Genomic DNA, 23,287 nt, shown 5'->3' on the forward strand with positions numbered 1-23,287 from the left:
CCGACTCGGTTTTGTTGTTTCGTTCTTTCCTTTCTGGTATAGATATGCGCCTTCACTGAAGAGGTACCATGAATGGCCCAGAAGAAAGCCAACACCCAAGGGGCTAAAGCCTTTGGCATAGAGCCCTATAAGTCCGCCAAGGGCGAAGAGTATATGAATGAGGGACAGGAGACTCATTTCCGCGCCATCCTGGATGCATGGAAATCCAACCTGATGCAAGAGGTTGATCGCACCGTGCATCATATGCAGGATGAAGCGGCCAATTTCCCTGATCCCAACGATCGCGCGACCCAGGAATCGGAGTTCAGCCTTGAGCTGCGAACCCGGGACCGGGAGCGTAAACTGATCAAAAAAATCGATGAGGCCCTGGAGAAGCTCGATAACCATGACTATGGCTACTGTGAATCCTGCGGTGTGGAGATCGGGATCAGGCGGCTAGAGGCCCGTCCAACCGCCACCCAGTGTATCGATTGCAAAACGCTCGATGAGATTCGCGAAAAACAGATGGGATAGCGCCATCTTCAATTTGCCTCACGAAAAACCGGCAGTAGCCGGTTTTTCTGTTTATGACGGCTGCCGCTTATTCCAAAAGCCATTGGAAAACAGAGGCATACATGCCAGATACAGATAAAAATAGAGGCTATCGGGGTCGATTTGCCCCCTCTCCCAGCGGCGAACTCCATTTCGGGTCGCTGGTGGCGGCAATGGGCAGCTATCTGGATGCCCGCAGCCATCAGGGTGAGTGGTTTGTTCGAATGGAGGACCTGGATCGGACACGGGAGGTAAAAGGCGCCGCCAAATCTATCCTGCAGACTTTGGAAAACCTCGGCTTTCGCTGGGACGGTGAGGTCATCTACCAGAGCCGAAGAACAGCCGCCTATGCCGAAGCGGTCGACAGGCTCATCCAGGCACGGCTCGCCTATCCCTGCGGCTGTTCCCGCAAATTGATCGAAGAACAGGCAAAATATGGATCAGAGGGGACGATCTACCCAGGCACCTGCCGCAATGGTGTCCCGCAAGGAAGAGCGGAGAGGAGTGTTCGCATCCTTACCACCGATGAGATGATCACGATCGTGGATAGCGTACAGGGCCGGATCGGCCAGCAGATCAACAGAGAGATAGGGGATTTTGTGATTCGGCGGGCCGATGGCTTTCATGCCTATCAGCTGGCAGTGGTTATCGACGATGCCTGGCAGGGGATAACAGACATTGTTCGGGGCGCGGATCTACTCAGCTCCACCCCCAGACAGCACTATCTGCAACAACTGCTGCGGATACCCCACCCCAATTACGCTCACCTCCCGTTGGCCGTTGACGATCAGGGCCGAAAGCTGAGTAAGCAATTCAAGGATGCCCCGGTGGATCCCAAGCAGCCGATGGATATCCTCTTGCGTGCCCTCGACTTTCTCAAACAGCCACTGCCCCCTCAGCGTCCCGAGACGATCGAGGCATTCTGGCAATGGGCTGTTCCGCGCTGGTCACTGAAGCCGATTCCGGCGCAACTTCAGATCCCCGCCACATCTCGCAAGAATTTGAACAATTTACGGTAAGATGCGGGAGGACGCGCCTGCTCACGTTCTCTGCGGGTAGCCTGGATCAACTGTCGCAATCTTTGACGATCCGCCTCCGGGTAGACCTGCATGAATTCACCAAACGCCTCGCTCTCCTCGTCCAACAGCCTCTCCCGCCAGCGTTCCAGGGTATGGAACAGGTTGACATCGGCCTGGCGCCTGTCATCGATTTCACCTATCACCCGCCTGATCGTGTCAAGATCCTCGGTGCGCAGCAACTTACCCAGGCGTCGGTAGTGCCGACGCAGGGCGTTCAGTGATTTGATCCGCCTGCTCTCTTCCAGCGCCTCTTGCAATGCAGCACTCAACGGTATGCGCGACAACACCGTTGGCGGCAGTGTGGTGAGACGCTCACCAAGCTGCACCAGAGCCAACATCTCGCGTTTGATCTCGCTCTTGCTGGGCCCTTCGAATCCCTGTTCTTGTTCATCTAGGTTGTCGATTGGATTGTCTCCACGATCAATTGTGGCGATCGTTTGCCGCGAAACTCATTCACATCCAGCCGATAGGTCAATCGTATCGGTCGATCAGGATCGGATAGCAGCGGCTGATTGAAAGCAATTGCATCGATTGTCCAGGCGCTGCTTGAAGATGATAACTCCAATTTGAGATGATGATCACCCACTACACGTTGCTGCTGGAGATCGAAGCGGCCCTCAAACAGCGGCTCTGGGAATCCCTGCCCCCAGGGGCCTCCGTTGCGCAGGATTTCCGCCATCTCCAAGCTCATCTCGTCCGGCAGCAACTCCCCGTCTGTGAGCACTACACCTTCCAGCATTTCAGGGCTCAGTTGATCGTCTGCCGCTAGCTCGAAAGCCTTTTTGAAGCGGGGATAATCCGCCTCAGAGAGGGTCAGTCCGGCAGCCATCGCGTGCCCCCCGAAGCGGGTAATCAATCCGGGGTTATGGCTGGCGATGCCTGCCAGCAGGTCCCGCATGTGTAATCCGGCGATAGAGCGTGCGGAACCTTTAAGCGTGCCTGCACCCCCCCTGGCAAAAGCAATCACAGGACGGTGGTACTGCGCCTTGATACGGGATGCCAGGATACCCACCACGCCCTGGTGCCACGCCTCATCATAGAGACAAAGTCCTGCCGGCAACCCGCCATCGGCATTGAGATGCAGTCGGTCAAGCAGGGAATCAGCCTGGATTTTCATCGCCTGCTCAATTGTGCGGCGTTCCTGATTGAGCCGATCAAGTTCCTGTGCCATTTGCCGGGCCGCTTTTAACGACTCGGTGAGCAAGCACTCGATACCGAGCCCCATATCATCGAGACGGCCTGCGGCGTTGAGACGCGGGCCGACAGCAAACCCGATATCCGAGGCTATGATATTGGGCAGGGAGCGTTTGGCAACCTCCGCCAGGGCACGTATGCCGGGTCGACAATATCCGGCACGGATCCGCTTCAAACCCTGGGCCACCAACACCCGATTATTGTGATCAAGAGGTACAAGGTCACAGATAGTGCCGAGTGCGACCAGGTCGAGCCATTGGGCGGGATTGGGCTCACTCAATCCCCGCTGTGTAAACCACCCGATACGCCTCAGTTTTCTGAAAAGGGCCGCCATAACGTAGAAAACCACACCGACACCGGCTAGATGTTTGCTGGGAAAGCTATCACCCGGCTGATTTGGATTGACGATGGCGGCCGCACAAGGCAAACGATCAGGCGGCAGATGGTGGTCTGTGATAAGTACAGGAATTCCCAAATCATTCGCTCTTTCCACACCAGACAGGCTGGAGATGCCGTTGTCGACGGTAATGATCAGCCCAGGCTCCTTGCCGGCTGCCAGATCTACCAGTTCAGGCGTCAATCCATACCCGTAATCGAAGCGGTTAGGCACCAGATAAGAGACCCGTTTCGCGCCATAGGCACCCAAGGCCAACATCGCCAATGCGGTACTGGTAGCCCCATCTGCATCGTAATCTCCGACGATCAGAATCGATTTATCGAGATGAAGCGCCTCAAACAGCAGATCGGCCGCATCGGTGACCCCTTTCATCTGGCCTACCGGCGCCATATGGGCCAGCTCGAGCTCGAGTTCGCTATCCCTGGTCAATCCCCTGGCGCTGTATATCCGCTGCATGACCGGATGGATCGAGGCCGACAATAAACTGGCTTCGGCCGGAAGCGGACGTTGCAGGATCTTCACAATACCAATTACCCCTGGAAACTTATGCTTGTTGCCCCCATCTAATGGGATGGCTCATTATACAGTCCAAGTAGTCAAAAAAACGATGCATAGTCATATACCGTTGAATGCAATGCTGCCGATAAAATCATCACTTACATCGCCGTTGAATGGTCTTTTGGTCATTCTCCTTTTGCTGCTCTCATCTCCTGTCGATGCCAAGGTGGGCGCCAGCCTCTCGAGCAACACCACCGGACTGGATCAGCCGGTTCGCCTTATCCTGCAGATGGAGGGTGAGCAAGAGATGACACCCGACCTAAGCGAATTGGAGCGGCTGTTCGAGATTGTCGGGCGCTCAACACAACAGAGTATTTCAATCATCAACGGCAAGATGTCGGCTAAACGCTCTCTTACCCTGACCCTGTTGCCCAGACAGACCGGCAGCCTCGAAATCCCACCCATTAGAATCGGTAACGAGTCGACAGAAGCGCTTCTACTGGAGGTTACTGAGCAGCCCAAAGGCGATATTGATGCCAACAGAGAGCAGGTTCTTGTGGAACTGAGTCTGAACAAATCCCGGGCCTATATCGAAGAGGAGGTCATCCTCACACTCAAACTCTTTCAGGCGCCCGGTATCCGTGCCGAATCCTTGGACACACCCCAGCCTTCAATGCCGGACACACAGATGAAGTTACTGCATGAGGAGCGTTATTCCAGCGAGCGCGACGGCATACATTTCAACGTAATTGAACGCAAGTATGCGGTTTTCGCCTATCAAAGCGGCAACCTTGAGATCGGTGGCGTCAAATATCGCGGTCGCACGGGTAGCGACAAGCTTTTTTCGTTCTTTAACGATCCGTTCAGGGCGCCACAGCAAGCAACGCGCATCTTCAGGAGTGAGTCGAACCAGGTTGATCTTGAAATCATGCCGATTCCCGACAGTTTTACCGGCGATCGCTGGCTGCCTGCGAAAAACCTTCAGATCGTCGAGAACGGACTCGATCAACAGACACCGATCCTGGCCGGCAAGCCGCTCGTCAGGCGTATCATGATCCTGGCAGACGGCCTGACATCAGCTCAGCTGCCGAACATTGAGCAGACACTGCCGAACGGCATCAAACTCTATGAGGAGAGGCCGCAGCTGCAAGAGACACCGACCAGAACAGGGATCAGCAGCAGCCGCCAAAACAGTATGACACTCATCGCAACCGAATCAGGCCAATACGCTCTCCCGGCAATTGAAATCCCCTGGTGGAATACCGAAACCGACCGCCAGGAAACTGCCCGTCTGGCCGCGATTTCAATAGACATCATGCCAAACCCTGGCGCCACACAGGGTGTGCAACAAACACAAACTCCGCAATCTACCCGGGAACAGGCAATCCAGAGCGATGCCGTCGAGACGATCACTAGCGTTAATCAACCCGCAGCCGCTGCCGCCACCCACAAGGTCCATTGGCTGGTTTGGCTGTTCGGTACTGCCTGGGTTTTGACCCTGTTTGCCTGGTGGTACTCACGACGCGGCGATCCTGATCAGCCCCGGCAACCCATCCCCGTTGCAGAAGATGAAAGGGAAGCGCCAGACAAGCAGGCAATCGGTGAGGCATTGCAGCGGCTGGAACAGGCCTATGCCGATAAAGACGCCCCAGCTGCAAGGTCCGCCTGGTTACAGTGGGCAAAGCTGCAATGGCCGGATAATCCCCCGCATAATCTGACCAGATTGGCCGCACGCTGTGATCGAGCGGTATCCGAGGCGGTGTACAGTCTGGAGCGTACCCTCTACAGTCCGACGGATGAGACTGGATGGACGGGTTACGAGATACGACAGCTGATCCAACAGATGCAACAGGAGAAGCGATCTGACAAGCGCACCGAAAGACTGGTGCCATTGAATCCCTAATGTAGTGTCCTACAGCGGGCCCTGTTGGCAGGTCTTGATTTTGCGGAAATCGGATCAGGCCAGATCGTTAAATCTCGTCCCAGCCACCATAGTCGAAGGTAATCTCTTCATGGGGTTCAATATCCTGCAAAGCGAAGAGATCGAAACCGTAAAACTCAGCATTACCTTCATCCTGATGATTGAGATAACGTAGCAGATTCCGGCCGCTGCGGCCTTCCGGTTCCTTACCATCCTCGAACACCCAGAGAACATAGGTACCATCCCGCCTGGCGGTTGGACCCTCATAGGTGCCTATATACTCCCCTTTATTGATGGCGACTTTGGCAAACAGACCATTCCCGTGGATCCTGGAAGGCGCCCGATAGACAATATTACCGAGACGTATTTTTCTTTCTGTACTCATGTTGTATTTCTTCTTCTTTCTCACTGGTTGCAGGTTGTACGACCGGGCATCCATCGCCATAAACTGCCATGATCGATCGCAACTCCTTGAACACCATCTTTCGGGCCATCTCGTCCAAATCCTTCAGTTCAGGCAGAACAACCCCTTGGCTCAGCAATCGCATATCCTCCCGTACCGATTGGCACCCTTTTTCACAGATGGCTTCGACGTACGGCTCTATCGATCTGCTTCGCATGGACTACATATACCTCGTCATAGGTCCTGTGTTGTTCAGAATCGCCCCAATGCACCGGATCAAGGCATGCTTGCGGCTGGCTCCTTCCAGGTTCACTGAATGATAAAGAACCCATGGCAAGGTACACTAGCTCACATAGACTTGTTACAAATCTGAGTTAGTATATGCCTTCACAGGCCAGATCTGAATCCGCTATACCGTACCGGGAACCATACTGCTATTCAAATTTCTAATAGGTTCCAATAGGATTCAATCCTGAACTTTTTCTTTATTGACTGAAGGACATAACATGCCCTGGAACTATCGAATCTTAATACTTCTGCCCCTGTTGATATTCCATACCGCTTATGCCGATTGGGGAGAGGGCTACGACCCTATAGATCCCCCCATCGCCACAACCGCTCCTGACGGCAAGATAGAGGTGATCGAGTTTTTCTGGTACGGATGCCCCCACTGTTATCAGATGGAGCCTCAGCTCGAGGCATGGCTGAAGAGCAAACCGGAAAATGTATCATTTATTCGTGTACCTGCACCATTGAACAATAAATGGACAGTTCATGCCCAGTTTTTCTACGCAGCCGAGATTCTGGGATTGACGGAAAAGCTCCATATACCGTTATTCGAGGCGCTTCACGATGAAAAGCGTAGACTTTACGACAAAGATTCACTTATCGGGTTTGCCGTCGAACAGGGTGTGGAAAAGCAGAAATTTATCGATGCCTTAAACTCATTCGGCGTCTATGTGAAAGTACAAAATGCGAAAAAATTGGGGCAGCGCTATCAATTGGACGGCGTACCGGCGATCGGCATCAATGGGAAATACAAAACCAGCGGAAGTTTGGCTGGCAGTTATAGCAAGATGTTTGAGATCGTCTCTCAATTGGTCGCCAAAGAGTCCAAAACCACACCTTAGGGCCTGTCTGCCATAACCAACCAGGCCCCCTTTTTCTCCAGGTAGCCTCGATATTGTTGGGGAAAATCATCGACTACAGACCCTTTGACACATGGCAGAGAGGAGAGCCTCTCTGCCCATTCGGCCACAGGCCCTGGATATTGAATGTTCAGCGATGGATTGATTTGTGCCAGCAGATCGAGCCGCATGAAGAGGGGTGCATAGGCCGCGTCAACCAGGGAAAAACGGACTGCATCGCCAAACAGCCCCTGTTCCAGGGGTGGCAGCAAGTGAAGCAACTCATTTTCCAGACGATCCTTTTTCTCCAACATTGCCTCCATATCCTGAGCCAATGCCATACCATGCTGTGCCACCAGCAGGCTGGAACCGAACTCAATCCAGGCCTTGTGCTGTGCCCTTTTCAGGTTATCGCTCGGGTGGAACCTGGGTAAAAAGCTCTCGTCGAGGAAATCGAGAATGACTGCCGATTCAAACAGCACTGCACCATTGACCATCATCAGCGGCACCTTCCCCATTGGTGAAAGCCGGCGAAACCATGCCGGCGGCTGCTCAAGATCGATATACTCCAGCTGATACCGAATCTGCTTTTTCTCAAGCAGAATAACGGATCGCTGTACAAATGGGCATAAAAGGAAGCTGACCAGTTTTATGTTCACTTGATTGTTCACCTAGAGATGTTGGCAGGGGCGGGCTGATCATTCTGACACAAGAGAGTGGACCCTGGCTGAAAACACCCAATCCCAGACACCCAAACAGATACGATTCATTCTATCTTAATTTATGTAATTAATTACCATTTATCAACAAGATACAATATCCGAGCCAGAACAATCCAGGATTACAAAAAAAATAATAACCTAAACTACTTAAGGGATTTTACAATTTGACACGAATTCTGTATTTTGTTGTCGAATCAGCAGTATACGTTAAGTAATGGATGTTCATGTTTATACAATCACACGATGTGATATACCGCCATGTTTTACACGCTCTCACTAAGATCCTCGGATACAGGATAGGGTTAAACGACCTTGAACTTGATCCGATTCGTGGCAATTGAGCTGTGACTTCAAGTGCCGATCACACCGGTCTGCAGATGGAGAAATCGATCTATCGGTAGTACGGATGAAAAAAGTGACTATTCTCTACCCTTATTAGCAACAGATAAGCCCGGCAGTACGATCAATATGGCAAAAACCAATCCGACAGGTTTATGGGTTCCTGAACAGAAGGCCCCATCCGGTAATCCGATTTATCTCGATGACAAAAAGCTCGCAACCTGGGCCAAGGAACTGCCGGTTGCGAATGTCGGTGAAACGGCTCGCAAGCTATTTCAGACCTTGCGGTCATTCAACCGGACCCAGTTGGAGAGTTCAAAACGAATACGCAACGCTGAACGGCTGAGGGAACCCTTGAGCTATGTCGGCACAAACCTGAACAAGCACTATTTCGGCGTACGCTTTCCCTTGAGTGACAAGGCACATAAGATTGCCAATCTCAACCGGGAACTGCACAGCGGTATGGCGACTGCCTATAAAGCGGTCATTATCGATCTGTTGATGGAGAGTCATGGCAGCCCTGATCAGGGCCAATTGACCATGGCTATCCACCGCTGCATCAGCTATCTGTCTCGGGTTGTACTGCTCTCAGTTGTGGTCTATGACGCCTACCCGAAACGAACCTGGCAGGAACTTCATATACTCCATCGACTGGCCAGCCGCTATGCCCTCGGTGCTTATACGGTTGAGGACGACCTTGAACAGGATACGATGCGATCGAGCATTGATGAAATGTATCGCCGTTGTCTGCTGTTTTCACTATCGTCCCCCTATAAAATGAGGCAAAAGGATAATATTCAGCTTTTTGACGCACTACTAGAATGGAGTCGATATACTCTGATCTACCCCTATGACGAAGCGCCCGAATACAACACCATCACAATACACCAAAATACCGACTTGGCGCCCAGTCACGAGGCAAGAATAGAGCAGACCGACAGCAAATATTTGCTGATCATGGACGTCTCACCCCTGCTGTCAGGCCTGCGGGAATTGTTTGTCGACACACCTGACAGCTCTCTCACTCTGCCTGGCGCGGACGAGATGAATAAGAGTTTGATACGCCAGTTGATCATGCTCTGGTCCAAGGCCCAGAAACGGGCTTTTGTCAGAACAAAACTCAATTTTGAGCTAAGAATCGCAGTCGGCCTGCGCTCTGTATACAAACTGATCATGCTTGGGGATGAACCCTCATCGCCAGATGATATATCGGCCGATGACGGCACCTGGATCGAAACCCAGTTTGCCCATGGCAACGAACTCAAGGTTTCAGAGCATTTCTCGCTGATGCCGATGGATGTGGCAGCCTACAATCCTCGCCGTGGGGATTTCGAGGAGTTCGGCCCCAATTCAACAGATATCAGCAGTTTTGAAACACCCTTGGAAAGCGAGGTGAAAATCTGGGAAGATGACGACAAGAGCCAGTTAGACAGCACCACAAGCCTGCTTCATACCATCAATGAGAGTGCGGGGGGCTACTGTTTGGATTGGCGGGGCAAAAGGATTCCTAAGATACAGGTCGGTGAATTGATAGGTGTACAGTCCGCTATGTCCGCCTCCCAATTCGGCGTAGGCATTGTGCGATGGATGCGCAGTACCGACAATGATTCTATGAAAGTGGGCATCCAGATGATTGCCCCCAATGCGCTGGCAATCACAGCTACGGAGAGTGAAAAAGGAAAACGCAAGCAGGAAGAGTGCTTGCTGCTGCCTGAGGTAGGCACATCCGGTCAGCCCACCAGCTTTATCTGCTCCTCATACACCTTCGAGTTAGGTAATGTGCTATCGGTGAACGATGGTGAAAATAACAAGCAGATAAAACTGACCAGGCTGCTGGAGTCGAGCGGTTCCATATCCCAGTACCAATTTATCTACCTGGACAGCGCTTCGACTGCACCCGAGAGCGAAAATGACGACGATAGCGATTCGGACTTCGATGGTTTATGGTCGACATTGACATGAACAGACGTCCATACGTCATTTGCTGACTGACCTGCGGTTTCATCAAAGATCTTAAAATCCGGCTTTCTCATACCAGCGTTTGGCCTCATCCAGATCCTTCTCCACACCACGGCCCTCTTCGTACATCATGGCGAGTGTCGTTTGTGAACCCGCTAATCCCTGCTCTGCCGCTCGCTTGAACCAATCGACCGCTTTGGTCAGATTTTGCTCGATGCACTCCCCTTCGAGGTACATGAAGCCAAGGCCGTGTTGAGCCATCGGATGACCCGCTTCAGCGGCCGCTTTCATGAATTTATATGCCATCAATTCATTGACAACCATGCCAAGTCCGCCCTGCGCCATGATAGCCATCCGATATTGCGCCTCTGTATTACCATTCTCTGCCAATGGGGATAACAGGGTGGCCGCGCGTGAGAAGTTCTTTCCTTCAAATGCGGCGATACCGCTACTCAGTTCAAAATCCATCTCGTTCATAGAATCACTCATACAGTTTGTCTCGCTTCAGATTTATCGATGTGGATCGTAAATATGCAGTACACATATCCTTTCACCCTTCTGTCGACAATCGACCCTGGCTCAGTCTCTTCGCCTCAGGGCCTGATAGCAACACGGTTGCAGACCCAGGCCACCACCCGATCATCAGTATCATACAGGCCGAAATTAAAAAGTGGACTACTGCGTCCTTTTTCCCTTAGTTCCAGGGCTATTTGCTCGATTGTCAAATCGGGAAAATCAAAACGGAGTTCCAAGTCGCTGCAGCCCGGTTTACGGAAATCCACACTCATTTCACGTGTCCAGACGGAATTGCCCGGAAACTTTCGATTTACAGCCAACGCCGGGATAGGATCGGCCAAGGCTGATATGCTACCCCCAAACATGCTGCCGCCAGGATTCATAGTGGATCTGCTCAATGGCAACAATAGTCTTACCCGGCTCCAATCTTCACTCAGTTGCAATACCTTCACACCAAGAAAACGGAATGGAGGAAATTGTTCAAGAACCTTTGCAGCCGTGGCATCGTCCATATAATCGAACATGTCCTTAGCCTGTTAACCCCGATCAAATTGAAATTTTATATCATTCACAGAACAATAAACTCCCTTGAGGATCACATGGAATATGTTGGTTTTCCTGCTGAACCTCATCACAATACACAAAATGCCTGAAACAGTGTGGTGCCATGCAGACCCGTATAAGCGATCGGATACTCAGAACAGAAACGGGACGTGAAGCGGAGTCAATTCTGCGAAACTGCGTCCATTGCGGCTTCTGTACGGCCACCTGCCCGACCTATCAGCTGTTAAGTGACGAGTTGGACAGTCCACGAGGTCGAATCTACCAGATAAAGCTGCTTCTTGAGGGCACACAACCCTCCGCCAGTGTACAGCAACATCTTGACCGTTGTCTGCTGTGCCGCAGTTGTGAGACAACCTGTCCTTCAGGTGTTGAATATGGGCGACTTATGGAGATAGGCCGTCGCCACATGGCGCAACACTACCATAGACCGCTGAGGGAGAGATTACTGCGTTGGCTGTTACGCAAAGTGATACCGAATAAAAGTTATTTCTCAACACTTTTACGGCTTGGTCAAAGATTGAAACCCCTGCTTCCGGTAAGAGTTGGCAGCACCATTCCGGACAGAAACAGCATATCCCCCACGACCTGGCCGACACGGAATCATGCGCGAAAAATGCTGATCCTCGACGGTTGCGTACAGCCATCACTGGCGCCATCGATCAATCTTGCCACAGCCCAGGTACTTGATCATTTGGGCATCAGTCTCATTCGTACGCCATCTGCGGGCTGTTGTGGTGCTGTCGAGCATCACCTGGATGATGAGGATGCCGCAAAACAGGCTGCCAGACGCAATATCGATTGTTGGCGGCCGCATTTACAGGCGGGTGCCGAAGCCCTTATCGTTACTGCCAGCGGGTGTGCCCAGATGATTAAGGACTATGGCTATTTACTGGCAAATGACCCCGAGTATGCCGAAGCGGCCAAGCAACTGGCGAATCGCACCCGGGATATTGCAGAAATCATCGATAGCGAGGAGCTTGAGCCACTGAAGGAAGGGATCAATAATCAAACCCGAATCGCCTTCCATTCTTCATGTACCCTGCAGCATGGTCAGGGTCTGGCAGGCTGCGTCGAGGGCATCCTGGGCCGTCTTGGTTACCGTCTGACCGTGGTGCAGGATTCCCATCTATGCTGCGGCTCAGCGGGCACCTACTCGCTGTTGCAACCCGGACTGGCTGATGAGTTGGGCCGGCGAAAGAGCCAATCACTGCATGCCGGCAAGCCTGATATCATTGCCACCGCCAACATCGGATGCCTAACCCATCTACAAAAACACTCCACTCAACCCGTTGTCCATTGGATTGAGCTTTTAAACAGTGACAAATTGACACATTCCGACAATATCGAAAACCGTCCCACAAAAGTCGAGTAGCTGCTACTATTTTGCTAGGACTTATTGACACTAATCCAGTCGGTACTGTTGCGCCAGAACAATCATCAATCAAGGCATGAGGAATGTGGTTTGGGTATCCCAGATAAACGACAAACAATGTGGAGTGGCGTTTTTTCAGGAACAGTCCGGATGTATGGGTCTTGTGTAGGTTTGACTACGCATCGCTTCTACCGAATTACATATTTCCAATAAAGATGCGCGCCCTTACTCATGTTTTGTTCCTGATCCTGCTATGCTGGTTTGGCGGCAACTCGCTGGCCGACATTGCCGCTATACAGCAGGATGAGTCCCTTCTGCTCCAGCAAAGAGCTATTTTTGTCGCCGCAGAAGAAGCACTGAGAAAACAGGAAACGGCAACCTATCAACAACTCAGAGACAAGCTACTCGACTATCCGCTACTACCCTATCTCGACTATCAGGAAACGCTGGAAACACTCGAGCAACAGTCGATTGAGAGTATTACAAACCGACTTAAATGGCTGGAAGGAACGCCGCTTACAAAGAAACTGAGAAGTCATTGGCTGGATCTGCTAGCAAAAGAGAAGTTGTGGGCCAGTTATCTCCGGTTTTCTTACCAGGGTGGAACTGTTGGACAGCAGTGCAACCGCCTTCAGGCAATGATTGAGACCGGTAAAGCGCACGAGGCATTCAATTCTGTTGAACCTATTTGGTTGAGCGGACGCTCACAACCCAAGGCATGCGACCCTGTCTTCAAGGCCTGGATAGCCGCGGGCAATCTCACAACATCACTGGTTTGGGAGCGAATCAATCTGGCCATGTCAGTGGGACGCCCTCGTCTTGCACGATATCTCAAGCGCTATCTTCCACCCGCAGAAAAAGGTATGGTCGATCGCTGGCTAAAGATCTACCGCCATCCGGAGCAGGTTATTACCCTGCTCAAAAACACCCATCCCATGCGGGATGAAATGGTCACTCAGGCTATCCGCAGGTTAGTTTGGCGGGATCTTGACGCTGCCTACATCGCCTGGAAAAAGTTCCGCAATCAAGCCATTTTCTCTGACTACCAGCAACGTAAAATCGTATATGCCTTGGCAAGTCGACTGGCACGGGAACCCAACAAACAGATCAATCAACAGCTTATTTCACTGCTCCCGAGCCACCTGCAACTCGATAGTACACTCTCAGAAAAACTACTTCAGGCAGCGCTCCAGGAAAATGACTGGCAATGGGTGCTGCAAACAATTGACACATTATCCCCGAAAGAACGGGAGCAGGAGCAATGGCGTTATTGGCACTCCAGGGCGTTGATAGAACTTGGCCGAAAGCTAGAGGGTAAAACGCTACTGCAGAGCCTCGCAACGGAGCGTAGTTATTACGGCTTCCTTGCTGCGCAACGTCTTGGAGATGAACCTAACCTCACGCATATGGCGCTGCAGGCTGACCGGCAACTTGTCGAGACATTGGCAATGCATCCCGGACTCATACGAGCCCGTGAATTGATACGGCTGGATCGCCCGTTTTTGGCCCGTCAGGAGTGGAATCTCGCGCTTAAGGAGGCAAATCAGGATGAATTGAAAGCCGCCGCCCGACTGGCACAACATTGGGAATGGCCCTCTCAATCTATCCTGACCCTCGCCCGCTTGCGCCATTGGAATGACCTTGAGTTGAGATTCCCGCTGGCCCACAGGCAGGCAATTGCCGATCAGGCCAGGGATCACGGTATCGACACTGCCTGGATCTATGCCATTCTGCGCCAGGAGAGCGCTTTCATAAGTGATGCAAGATCAACAGCAGGCGCACGTGGACTGATGCAATTGATGCCTAAAACTGCAAAACAGGTTGCCAAAGAGCTGAAACAGTCACCAGTCAAGCTCGCAGATCTCTACCAGCCGGAAGTCAATATCAAACTGGGTGCAGGCTATCTCAACAAGGTGTACCGCCAACTGCAAGAGAGTCCTGTACTCGCCACAGCGGCATATAACGCAGGTCCTCATCGGGTGCTCAGCTGGCTGCCTGAGCAGTCGCAGGCAACTGATATCTGGATAGAGACCATACCCTTCAGAGAGACCAGGGAGTACCTCAAGCGTGTCTTCGCCTATACGGTGATCTATAGCTACCGCTTGGGTAATTTGCCGAAAACACTTCCGCTCGAGTGGATGAGACCTATCAAGGCTCCGAAAACGGAAGCCGTTAGAGGCAGATCCGCATCAGATGTCTGACTCCAGTGAAAGCGGAGTTTCCCCTTCTGTATCATCGGATTGCCTGTTACGTGAGCTCCGTGAATGCAGTTTATCCTTAACCCGCCCGATCAGATTCGTATCGGTTATGATCTCATAGAAGTAGTTGTCCAAGATATCTCTATTGTCATCAATCTTTCCGGCATCCCAGACTTTTATCGCACCCTGTCGGACTACCAACCAATGAGAGCTTCCCCGCCTATCCACGAACCGTCCGACATGGTAGTAGTGAGATTCACCTGAACGGCTGTGAATCTTCATCTTGTGTAGTACCATTTCGGATTTGAGTTTTACGAATGCGGCTTCGGTCAATTCGATTCCATTGATATTAAAGCGAAGACGATTGGGAGCATTTGCCTTGTTATCCTGGTTAAATTCCTGGAACACCTCTACCCGATGACGCTTACTTCTTCGCCAACTCGTATCATGGCGTAATTCTGCAGAACATGAGGAGAGTCTGTCCGCCTGATTGATAGCAGGAGAAATCATGATCTTCTGTTGCTCGTCATAGAGATACGCCGGTGCATCATTACTGAAGGCTATGCCGAGCCCCAACTCCAGCTTGGGTAAGTTGTGTGCCTTGTTCTGACTGTTTTGAGCCTCCATGACGGAAAGGATTTTACGCGCCAATCCGCAGGCATTCGCCACCGTCAATGCCTGAGTCGCGGTACCGCCGGTCTCCATGACGGCCAGGATCAATGCGTCCCCCTCCACAAACACCTTTTGCGCACCAAAACGTTCCAGCAACTTTGTGATCGGTCCAAAAAAATTCATGCTGAAATGGGTGGCGGGATTGAGTTTTTTCTCTATCAGTTGATGAGTGATTTCAGTTGAACCTCTGATATCAGCCTTCAATATGACATGCGCCTTTATCTGCTGCTGGCTGTCAGGATCCTTGCCAAGACGGAATTCGTAAAGACTGCCATTGTCACGGGATAGCTTGATGCTCTCACCATCCTGCAGTACACGCAAACGACTCATCTGCTGGTAGGTGTAATAGGCCAGCTTGAGATCACGGCGAAATGTTAGGAAATCCTTCACATAGCGAATGGCATAGTCCTTTTTTTTGTTGGCCGGCATGCGACGAATGTAACCTGATACAACATCCAGTGCCTTGAGTACCTCACTACCCTTGTCCGGTGTATTAACCAGTCGTTTCACCAATGCCCGGCGTGGCAAATCACCCGCAAGAAAGCGGTAGATATCCTTTACCGATACCTGTCCATTCAACTGTCGATAAAGCCTTGGCGTGCGATATGCGGCGATGGCACGTGGTACCAATCCGGCTCTATCTATCCTTTTCAACAACTGCGACTGAAGCTCTTCACGTAGGCTTTCACACTCAGGATTCTCCCAAATCGACCTTTTTCTGCCTTTTTTGGAACGTGAGAACCATCCACCGCTCTCACCAGAAGAACGCTGTAACAAGAGGTCAATATTTCTAGGTACGTCCAACCAGGAGACATCGATCTGTTTGAACTCTGCTTCAGAGAGGTTTCTTTCCAACATCCTCTGTCCATCAAGAAACTCCGAAAATCCGCTACGCAATTCCCGGTTACGTATCTGGAAAGCCTGACCTTCACTCACACCATTGCTCTCGATACCATCCCTATCCGGTACTTGCGCCCAACTCGGCAGGTAGTCCTGATAGGTACTGGTAATGATTCTATTGGTGATATCAAAGTAATTCTCATGATCCCGATCCACACACAGCAAGGGATAGTGATTCATGATGTACTCTTCACTGGAAAGGTTTGGCAGATGCAGCAAGGGATTGAATAGGAGTTGCTTGGAGAGAGTCCACGAGGTCCCCACCACGGACTTTCTCAATTTACGCAGCTCCTTGGATTCAAGACGCTGGACGATCTTGAAGAGCCTGCGCAGGGTGAGATAACGGATACCCGGCTCCAGCCGTGCCAGAGTTACAATCCGTTCATGCAACTCCAGTGCGTGTCCACCGCTCGTACCCTCCGGCAAATTACCATCCTGATCCAGCTTGTTACGTAACTCTGCAACCGCTGCGACAGGCGATTCCAACAGAAGTTTCAGCAGGACCAGGTGCAGCAATTGCAATAGATCCTTCACCGCCGCATCCCTGTGAACCTGCTCCAGCGCACCCTGCATCATACTCCGGTAGACTGACTTAAAATTCTCAACATCGTTTCCGCTGGGCGGAGCATCCATTTTTACCCAGCCATGCTTGGTAAGCTCTTCATATACTATCTTTTTGACGAAATTGGCGAGTGTTGAGCGAAACTGGTGGCTTAGCGCGACATCGATATGGTGGTTATCAACACCTATCTGGAAAAAATCCAGTTGACAATGCGGGGTGGCACTGCTTCGAAGCGGTGCTACAAAGTCTCCAACATCCGGTTGAATATGCAATAGCCTACTGACCTTTGTAACCATAAAAAATGACCATCGGCATTATCACCTTTTCCAGACTACCGTAACATGCTGGCTGTGTTGCCGATATAAATGCGAAAAGTCTTTTGAAACTCAGTGCGTTACACTACCTGAGTCTAGATGATGATCAGACACAGTAAAACTTTTTTGGGTAAACCCCGATCCCAAAGATCAAAAATTGTGATCTGTTTTGAAGAAAATCAGGCTGAATTGGTAAAATGCATCATTACCTGTCGAGCATGGCGGAAAGCAGCTGATCTTCCAACTCAATACGTACGGCCAGCTCCTCCCCCAGTTGAGAAAGGTCATCCGACAAGTGATCCAGCTCCAACTGATGATCGGAGATATCATATTTGTCGTTAAAATTAACTGCCACTTCGCTCGCTTTGACGAATTCAGGATAGATTTTCTCAGCCACCCTAATGACACCGCTACGGCGCTCACTGCCATTGCTGATTCGCCCGAAGACCTCGAAATGGCCAAAGGCGGTGTAATCGACGAGTACCTGGCAAAATGACTGAAGCAGTTGGTCAAGTGATGTCGAACGATGATAGGGTTCAAGCCCTGCAACCTCACAAAACCGAACCAGCATCTCTTGACGCTCTGCCAGCAGCTTATCAATCAGGTCTTGCGTGACCGTTCTACGCTCCTCGACGCTCCCTTCTTGAGAACTCATCAGGACCCTCCCACAAACCATAATTCTAATTATCGATCGATACGACGATCAGGACATTGCCAGATGAATTCTATAATCCCGTGAAGCAAATGTCATTGGAAAGCTAACTAGCGCAGAAATAAATACGACAAGTGTCGAAACTGGTACCCTTATTCGGCTATGATTACCATTCACTATGGCCCCAGCAGACTGGTACGCATCGGAAATTTCTCATCATGCATCGATTTAGACGCACTACCATCCATTCATGGATTTGGCTGATACCGCTGCTTATTATGAACCTTTCGGATAGTCAGGCGGCGACATCCCCAGCCAATATCATGAGCAAGGCAATGATTGCCATGATGGATACCATGGGCGAACTTGCACACAGGTTCAAAGGAGACACTGATTGGGATTTCGATATAAGTTCGTCCCCGTCTGGCAGCTGGCATAATTGGGGCGGATCACCCTGGGGTAAACCTGGAAGGGGCTATTATCCAGGCTATTCAGCACCGATACCGGGTGTCGGCCCATACGCCTACCCGGCACCGGGATTTGACGGACTGCCGATGCGGGGCCTTGCTCCACGACCTAAACCCCCAACCACCAGAAAATCGATTTTAGATGGCATCTGGATTGGCCGGGGCGGTGAAATTGTCTTGGTAATGTATGGCCATTTTCGGATCTATGCCAATGCGGAAGTGTATCGTGATGGCCGCTATCGAATTGTGGGAAACAAGCTGCTCATGCTCGATCCGGAAACGGAGCTGGTCCAGGAATATGATTATGCGCTCGACAACGGTCGGATGATAATGCGCAGTGATTCGGGCGACTTCCTCTATTTCAAGCAACTGCCGATCCCGATACCGCCATATACCTTGATTGAAGGCATCAAATCAGCCAAATAGCAGTTTCGCACCTACCAAAATAAGAAATAATGCGAAGACGCTTTTCAACCGCCGCTCCGGCAATCGATGAGCCAACGCCGCTCCAGCAGGCGCGAAAAGACTACTGGTTACTATGATAATAAGCGCCACCGGCCAATAGACATACCCACTGCTATAGAGCGGCAAACCCTCCAATCCCCAACCAACGACAATGAAGCTGGCAGCCCCCGACAATGCAATCGGAAGACCGCAAGCACTGGATGTGGCAACCGCCCTTTTCATCTCGACACCAGTGGCATGCAGGAAAGGCACAGTCATAGAGCCGCCACCAATCCCCACAATGGCGGATATGCCACCAATTAGCGTGGCTAGCGACACCATACCCAAAGGGGGCACTTGTAGTGTTTTGCTTCGAGCCTTGCCCGTGCGAAACATTCGCAGACCGACAAAAACGGCAAATATACCAAAGACAGTTCGCAGCACATCACCATTCAACAAGCTGGCAACGACACTGCCGAGCCAGGCACCGATAAGCAAACCCGGAGCCAGAATCCAAAAATCACGCCAAATTACACCGCGACGTTTGTGGTGGGCATAGGTAGAAGAGAGCGAGGTAACCACGATAGTTACCAAGGAGGTCCCCACTGCAATATGAGTGACATGCTGAGGAGCCACATCAAGCAATGGCAATCCCCAAATCAGTGCAGGGACAATCACCAGCCCCCCACCGATACCAAACAGGCCGGCCACAAGACCGACTAGGGACCCCAACAGTAAAAACAACAAAAGCGATTCAAGACCGATGGAGAAGATCAAAGCATTCATCGGAAATTATTTCAGTCTGTCCTGCAGAAGGTAAGCATCAGGTTTGCGAGTTTACACTATGATGCCGAGAAACCGATGATATCTGCACTCAACAGGTATTCGCCTGCCCCCTTGGATGGAATGGTGCCTGTAAGGACACTGGGCTCAACCATCTCTGGACCAGCGCCTGTGAGAGGCCTGTACAAGGGTTCCTCTTCTAGGCAGATCGCCTTCCACGTCGCTAGATCACGCTCTAATACACTTGTAGATTACTGATATATAAAGAGATTATCGACATACCCTTAATCATGCCACGATAGGTTGGCGATACAGGTCGAGACGCTCCAACATATCTGAGATCAACCTCACAAAATGGGTAGAAATTAACAATATAAACCAGATTTGGCTTGGGTATTTATTGCTATATTAGAAAAATTTGATATACTACTGGTTATCATCTGGTAAGCAGTAATTAATGATGATCAAGCAGTACCTTTTTGTAGCACTTCTACTCTTTTTCGGCGCCAGCTCTGCCGATCCCGCATTAACAACCGATGACTGGTCCGATCTCTCCAACATCGCTCGCGAGACACATTTACCCATTCTCGTTGTCTTCAACGCCGACACCTGCGGCTACTGTCAGCGGCTGAGAGATGAAGTCATTGAACCATTAGCCTACGAATCAGACCACAGATTGCCCCTGATCCGCGAATTTGATATCTATTCGAGCGGCAAGATCATCGATTTCAACGGCGACCCGATCCGCAGCCGGCAGTTTAAGAGCCGCTATAAAATCTATGCGGTTCCAACGCTGATGATACTCGATCCAGATGGAAATCCCCTGGTAGATCCGATCGTGGGGTATAATTCCCAGGACGAATACCTGGAGTTGCTGCGAACATCCCTGATCGCCTCTTTCCAGGCCCTTGAATAAAGAGCCAAAGGATTTGCTCCATTCCCGGGAGCCAGAAGCATGCTTTCGCTTCAACCTCAGGCCGACAACCTGAAACAACTTGCTCACCTTTTCGTTCTCTACCTACTGAGCGGCTCATACGTCGCCGCCGATGTGGGCAAACTGACCCCTCTCGAGGATATACAGCAGCTGAGCAGGGCGTCCAAACAAAACCGGATCCCCATCCTGCTAATGGTGTCTCAGTACCATTGCGGCTATTGCGACCGGATGAAAGAAGAGGTGCTGCAACCCCTGCAACTGGACCAAGCGTATCGGCATCGGGTACTGATACGAGAACTCTCCATCGATCCCGGTGAAATGGTCACCACCCTGCAGGGTGAGCGGCAGACAGCTGATGAGTTCATCACTCAATACAATGTCTCGGTAACACCCACACTGCTGTTTCTCGATGCCGAAGGCAGAGAGGCTGCTCAGCGTATTATAGGTATCAATACCGTGGACTTTTTGTTTCTCTACATCGAGGCTGCGATCGACCAGGCCACGGCTAAAATCCTCTCGGCAGGGGATTGACCTGCTCTGCAGCAGCTAAAGTCACTTTTCAAGGTAACGCTGCAAGTTGCCAGGTAGCGGATAATCCGGATTGTGATCATGCATCAGGTCAACGGCGCCTGGTGGCGTGACAACCGACGCAGAGTCATCACAAAACCGACATGGCTGTATCAGAGACGTTCACAGAAATCCCGTAGACTGAAGCCCTGCAGATTGATATCCAACCCCTTCAGCAGCCCCAGAACCTTGAAGCGCTCTCCCATTTCCGTGGGCAGGGTCAGACGCTTGACCCCCTGCACCAAGGATATATGCCGACTCAGGTCGTTTGGATCGGACTCCGCCAACAGACTATCGAGACCATTGGCAATGAGGAAATGGGCCTGGGTTGTATAACCACCCAATCTGAATCCCGCCTCGACCGCATCCCTCGCGAGTGCAGTGAAATCGACCTGACTGGTAATGTCCTGCAAACCAATCCAGCGAAATGGATCGCTATGGGCGCGATGACGATAGTGGCACATCAAGGTACCCCGGTTACGTTGCGGGTGATAATACTCTGCCCGGCTGTACCCATAGTCGATCAGGATCGCCACACCGAGATCCATTGCCATGGCCAAGGCCGATACCCAAGCGGTTTGACGAAGATTGATTTCCGAAATATAGCCGGAGGGCAGATCACCGCTGGTTTGATAGATCTCTTTGACCGCAGACTCAAGGCCGGGGGTAGTGGGAGAATCAAAATGTTCCCGCAATTGATCCTCATCACATATCACGAAACACTCTTCGACTGCACCGTCATTGATCCGGAACCGACATACCGGCATCGCATCCAACAGCTCATTGGCGATTACAACACCCTGAATACCGTTCGGCATCGTGTCCAGCCAATTCACCCGATGGAGAAGATGGGGAACACGCTCCTTAAGCGTCTCATGTTGCCGCGCCTTGAGTTCAGGGCTGAGCTCCAGAATCTGATAACGGTGCGGAAGTCTGCCCAGCTGTTCCAGCTCCGCCAACAGATCGGCTGCAAGCACCCCGGAACCGGCACCGAACTCCAATACATCGCCTGACTCAATTTCCGCCAATACCGGCTCTATCTGACGGGCAAGGCATTGTGCGAATAGAGGAGAAACCTCCGGGGCGGTGATAAAATCGCCCTGTTCGCCGAATTTACGGCTACCGGCCACATAGTAACCCAGCCCCGGCGCATACAGCGCCATCTCCATAAATCGATCGAAAGGAATGGCACCGTTCCCCTTCTCAATTGCGCGTTTTATCTGTCGCATCAGTCTTTCACTGACAGCTTGGGAGGTGGCATCAGGCAACGGCAGTGTTCTGCCGGATGGCGCTGGTTTATCGCTGAGACAGTCAGGCATATATTTTGAAACCTTGATGAATCCGTTAGAGTAGACGCGACATTCAACCACGGAGTTCCTCAATGACGCAAAACCGGAACGGTCTGACTGGAAAATGTGCGCTGATCACCGGCGCCGCACATAGGATAGGTGCCGCTATCGCCCGTCAGTTACACGCTGAAGGGATGAATATTCTACTCCACTATCGCCATTCCAAGGAGGCGGCAGAGCAGGTAAAGCACGAACTGGAGGAGAAACGCGCCCAATCTGTGTGGCTGTTGCAGGCTGATCTACACCAAGCTGAAAGTTACAACTTTCTCATCAATCAGGCCGAGACACTGTGTCAGCGGCTTGACCTGCTGGTGAATAATGCCTCAAGTTTCTATCCGACCCCGCTACGAGAAGCGACAGTCAGCGATTGGGACGATCTCATCGGCAGTAACCTCAAGGCGCCCTTTTTTCTTTCGCAGGCGGCGGCGCCGCTGCTCTATCGAAGTGAAGGCTGTATCATCAACCTGGTGGACATCCATGCCAGGCGACCGCTTAAGAATCACCCCATTTACTCGATCGCAAAAGCAGGCAACGCCATGCTAGTGAAATCCCTGGCACGGGAGTTGGGACCTGTAATCCGCGTCAATGGCGTTGCACCAGGGGCCATTCTCTGGCCGGAACAGGGCCTGACCGACCAAGAACGCGCGGACATTCTCGAGCGCACCGCGTTGAAACGGGCGGGAACACCGGAAGATATAGCCCGCACGCTGCTGTTCCTCTATCGTGACGCCACATATATTACCGGCCAGATTATCGCCGTCGATGGTGGCAGAACACTACAGCAGTAAGGCGGACCAATAGTAGTATGGGACATATATCAACT

The 23,287-nt window shown here is 51.5% G+C and carries 22 protein-coding genes; 11 read left to right on the forward strand and 11 right to left on the reverse strand.

Translation table 11 applies throughout. The features are described from left to right. Positions 1–72 precede the first annotated feature (72 nt). Together dksA and gluQRS are read left to right on the forward strand one after the other, a co-directional pair. Positions 73–513 (forward strand): RNA polymerase-binding protein DksA, encoded by a 441-nt coding sequence (dksA, locus tag AB8516_RS07420; protein ID WP_108295457.1) that lies wholly within the window; start codon positions 73–75, stop codon positions 511–513. Positions 514–614: 101 nt separating this feature from the next. Further along, entirely contained in the window at positions 615–1,550 is a 936-nt protein-coding gene (gene gluQRS, locus AB8516_RS07425; RefSeq protein WP_369159478.1) for a tRNA glutamyl-Q(34) synthetase GluQRS, read from the forward strand. On the opposite strand, the gene yjgA is transcribed toward gluQRS, so the two are convergent. Together yjgA and recJ are read right to left on the reverse strand one after the other, a co-directional pair. After that, positions 1,505–1,948 carry a ribosome biogenesis factor YjgA gene (yjgA, locus tag AB8516_RS07430; protein ID WP_369159480.1) on the reverse strand — a complete coding sequence of 148 codons (444 nt, stop codon included), beginning with the start codon at positions 1,946–1,948 and terminating at the stop codon, positions 1,505–1,507. The two genes, gluQRS and yjgA, sit on opposite strands and share 46 nt — an antisense overlap. Positions 1,949–2,001: 53 nt before the next feature. Then, positions 2,002–3,723 (reverse strand): single-stranded-DNA-specific exonuclease RecJ, encoded by a 1,722-nt coding sequence (gene recJ, locus AB8516_RS07435; protein ID WP_369159482.1) that lies wholly within the window; start codon positions 3,721–3,723, stop codon positions 2,002–2,004. Between the two features lie 85 nt (positions 3,724–3,808). Between recJ and AB8516_RS07440 the strand changes: the two genes are divergently transcribed. Beyond that, positions 3,809–5,602, forward strand: coding sequence for a BatD family protein (locus tag AB8516_RS07440; RefSeq protein ID WP_369159484.1), 1,794 nt, complete (start codon positions 3,809–3,811; stop codon positions 5,600–5,602). A 67-nt stretch (positions 5,603–5,669) separates the two neighbouring features. Here AB8516_RS07440 and AB8516_RS07445 read toward each other — a convergent pair whose 3' ends face one another. Next, entirely contained in the window at positions 5,670–6,005 is a 336-nt protein-coding gene (locus AB8516_RS07445) for an SET domain-containing protein (protein WP_369159486.1), read from the reverse strand. Continuing rightward, positions 5,974–6,240 carry a hypothetical protein gene (locus tag AB8516_RS07450; protein ID WP_369159488.1) on the reverse strand — a complete coding sequence of 89 codons (267 nt, stop codon included), beginning with the start codon at positions 6,238–6,240 and terminating at the stop codon, positions 5,974–5,976. Before AB8516_RS07450 ends, AB8516_RS07445 begins: the two co-directional genes overlap by 32 nt. A 289-nt stretch (positions 6,241–6,529) precedes the next feature. Here AB8516_RS07450 and AB8516_RS07455 point away from each other — a divergent pair, with 289 nt between their 5' ends. Then, positions 6,530–7,153 carry a thiol:disulfide interchange protein DsbA/DsbL gene (locus AB8516_RS07455; RefSeq protein ID WP_369159490.1) on the forward strand — a complete coding sequence of 208 codons (624 nt, stop codon included), beginning with the start codon at positions 6,530–6,532 and terminating at the stop codon, positions 7,151–7,153. On the opposite strand, the gene AB8516_RS07460 is transcribed toward AB8516_RS07455, so the two are convergent. Beyond that, on the reverse strand, positions 7,150–7,809 hold the full coding sequence (locus tag AB8516_RS07460; RefSeq protein ID WP_369159492.1) for a glutathione S-transferase family protein: 660 nt from the start codon (positions 7,807–7,809) through the stop codon (positions 7,150–7,152). The two genes, AB8516_RS07455 and AB8516_RS07460, sit on opposite strands and share 4 nt — an antisense overlap. Before the next feature lie 531 nt (positions 7,810–8,340). On the opposite strand from AB8516_RS07460, the gene AB8516_RS07465 reads away from it, so the two are divergent. Next, positions 8,341–10,173 (forward strand): hypothetical protein, encoded by a 1,833-nt coding sequence (locus AB8516_RS07465; RefSeq protein WP_369159494.1) that lies wholly within the window; start codon positions 8,341–8,343, stop codon positions 10,171–10,173. Between the two features lie 51 nt (positions 10,174–10,224). Here AB8516_RS07465 and AB8516_RS07470 read toward each other — a convergent pair whose 3' ends face one another. Both AB8516_RS07470 and AB8516_RS07475 read right to left on the reverse strand, forming a co-directional pair. After that, positions 10,225–10,659: a tetratricopeptide repeat protein gene (locus AB8516_RS07470; RefSeq protein WP_108295466.1), complete on the reverse strand. Its 435-nt coding sequence runs from the start codon at positions 10,657–10,659 to the stop codon at positions 10,225–10,227. Between the two features lie 104 nt (positions 10,660–10,763). Next, a complete protein-coding gene (locus AB8516_RS07475) occupies positions 10,764–11,210 on the reverse strand; it encodes a PaaI family thioesterase (protein WP_369159497.1) in 447 nt (148 codons plus the stop codon). 143 nt (positions 11,211–11,353) lie between these two features. Between AB8516_RS07475 and glcF the strand changes: the two genes are divergently transcribed. Continuing rightward, positions 11,354–12,622, forward strand: a complete 1,269-nt coding sequence (gene glcF, locus AB8516_RS07480) for a glycolate oxidase subunit GlcF (RefSeq protein ID WP_369159499.1) — start codon at positions 11,354–11,356, stop codon at positions 12,620–12,622. A 215-nt stretch (positions 12,623–12,837) separates the two neighbouring features. Next, on the forward strand, positions 12,838–14,823 hold the full coding sequence (locus AB8516_RS07485; protein ID WP_369159501.1) for a transglycosylase SLT domain-containing protein: 1,986 nt from the start codon (positions 12,838–12,840) through the stop codon (positions 14,821–14,823). On the opposite strand, the gene AB8516_RS07490 is transcribed toward AB8516_RS07485, so the two are convergent. Then, the gene (locus tag AB8516_RS07490; protein WP_369159503.1) at positions 14,812–17,250 is read right to left on the reverse strand and encodes a hypothetical protein; all 2,439 of its coding nucleotides are present in this window, start codon (positions 17,248–17,250) and stop codon (positions 14,812–14,814) included. The genes AB8516_RS07485 and AB8516_RS07490 overlap by 12 nt on opposite strands. A gap of 223 nt (positions 17,251–17,473) precedes the next feature. Next, positions 17,474–17,923, reverse strand: coding sequence for an Rsd/AlgQ family anti-sigma factor (locus tag AB8516_RS07495; RefSeq protein ID WP_108292516.1), 450 nt, complete (start codon positions 17,921–17,923; stop codon positions 17,474–17,476). A 215-nt stretch (positions 17,924–18,138) separates the two neighbouring features. Between AB8516_RS07495 and AB8516_RS07500 the strand changes: the two genes are divergently transcribed. Further along, positions 18,139–18,813 carry a hypothetical protein gene (locus AB8516_RS07500; protein WP_369159505.1) on the forward strand — a complete coding sequence of 225 codons (675 nt, stop codon included), beginning with the start codon at positions 18,139–18,141 and terminating at the stop codon, positions 18,811–18,813. On the opposite strand, the gene AB8516_RS07505 is transcribed toward AB8516_RS07500, so the two are convergent. Beyond that, on the reverse strand, positions 18,802–19,617 hold the full coding sequence (locus AB8516_RS07505) for a sulfite exporter TauE/SafE family protein (RefSeq protein ID WP_369159507.1): 816 nt from the start codon (positions 19,615–19,617) through the stop codon (positions 18,802–18,804). The two genes, AB8516_RS07500 and AB8516_RS07505, sit on opposite strands and share 12 nt — an antisense overlap. Positions 19,618–20,071: 454 nt before the next feature. Between AB8516_RS07505 and AB8516_RS07510 the strand changes: the two genes are divergently transcribed. Then, positions 20,072–20,530 (forward strand): thioredoxin family protein, encoded by a 459-nt coding sequence (locus AB8516_RS07510; RefSeq protein WP_369159509.1) that lies wholly within the window; start codon positions 20,072–20,074, stop codon positions 20,528–20,530. 39 nt (positions 20,531–20,569) lie between these two features. Next, positions 20,570–21,079, forward strand: a complete 510-nt coding sequence (locus AB8516_RS07515; protein WP_369159511.1) for a thioredoxin family protein — start codon at positions 20,570–20,572, stop codon at positions 21,077–21,079. A 149-nt stretch (positions 21,080–21,228) separates the two neighbouring features. Here the strand turns inward: AB8516_RS07515 and AB8516_RS07520 are convergent, their stop codons facing one another. Next, the gene (locus AB8516_RS07520; protein ID WP_369159513.1) at positions 21,229–22,434 is read right to left on the reverse strand and encodes a class I SAM-dependent methyltransferase; all 1,206 of its coding nucleotides are present in this window, start codon (positions 22,432–22,434) and stop codon (positions 21,229–21,231) included. Positions 22,435–22,496: 62 nt separating this feature from the next. Here AB8516_RS07520 and AB8516_RS07525 point away from each other — a divergent pair, with 62 nt between their 5' ends. After that, complete coding sequence (locus tag AB8516_RS07525) at positions 22,497–23,252, forward strand: pteridine reductase (RefSeq protein ID WP_369159515.1); 756 nt, start codon at positions 22,497–22,499, stop codon at positions 23,250–23,252. Positions 23,253–23,287: the final 35 nt, after the last annotated feature.

It is taken from the genome of Candidatus Thiodiazotropha sp. LNASS1 (assembly GCF_964212655.1).
Classification (GTDB): domain Bacteria; phylum Pseudomonadota; class Gammaproteobacteria; order Chromatiales; family Chromatiaceae; genus Thiodiazotropha.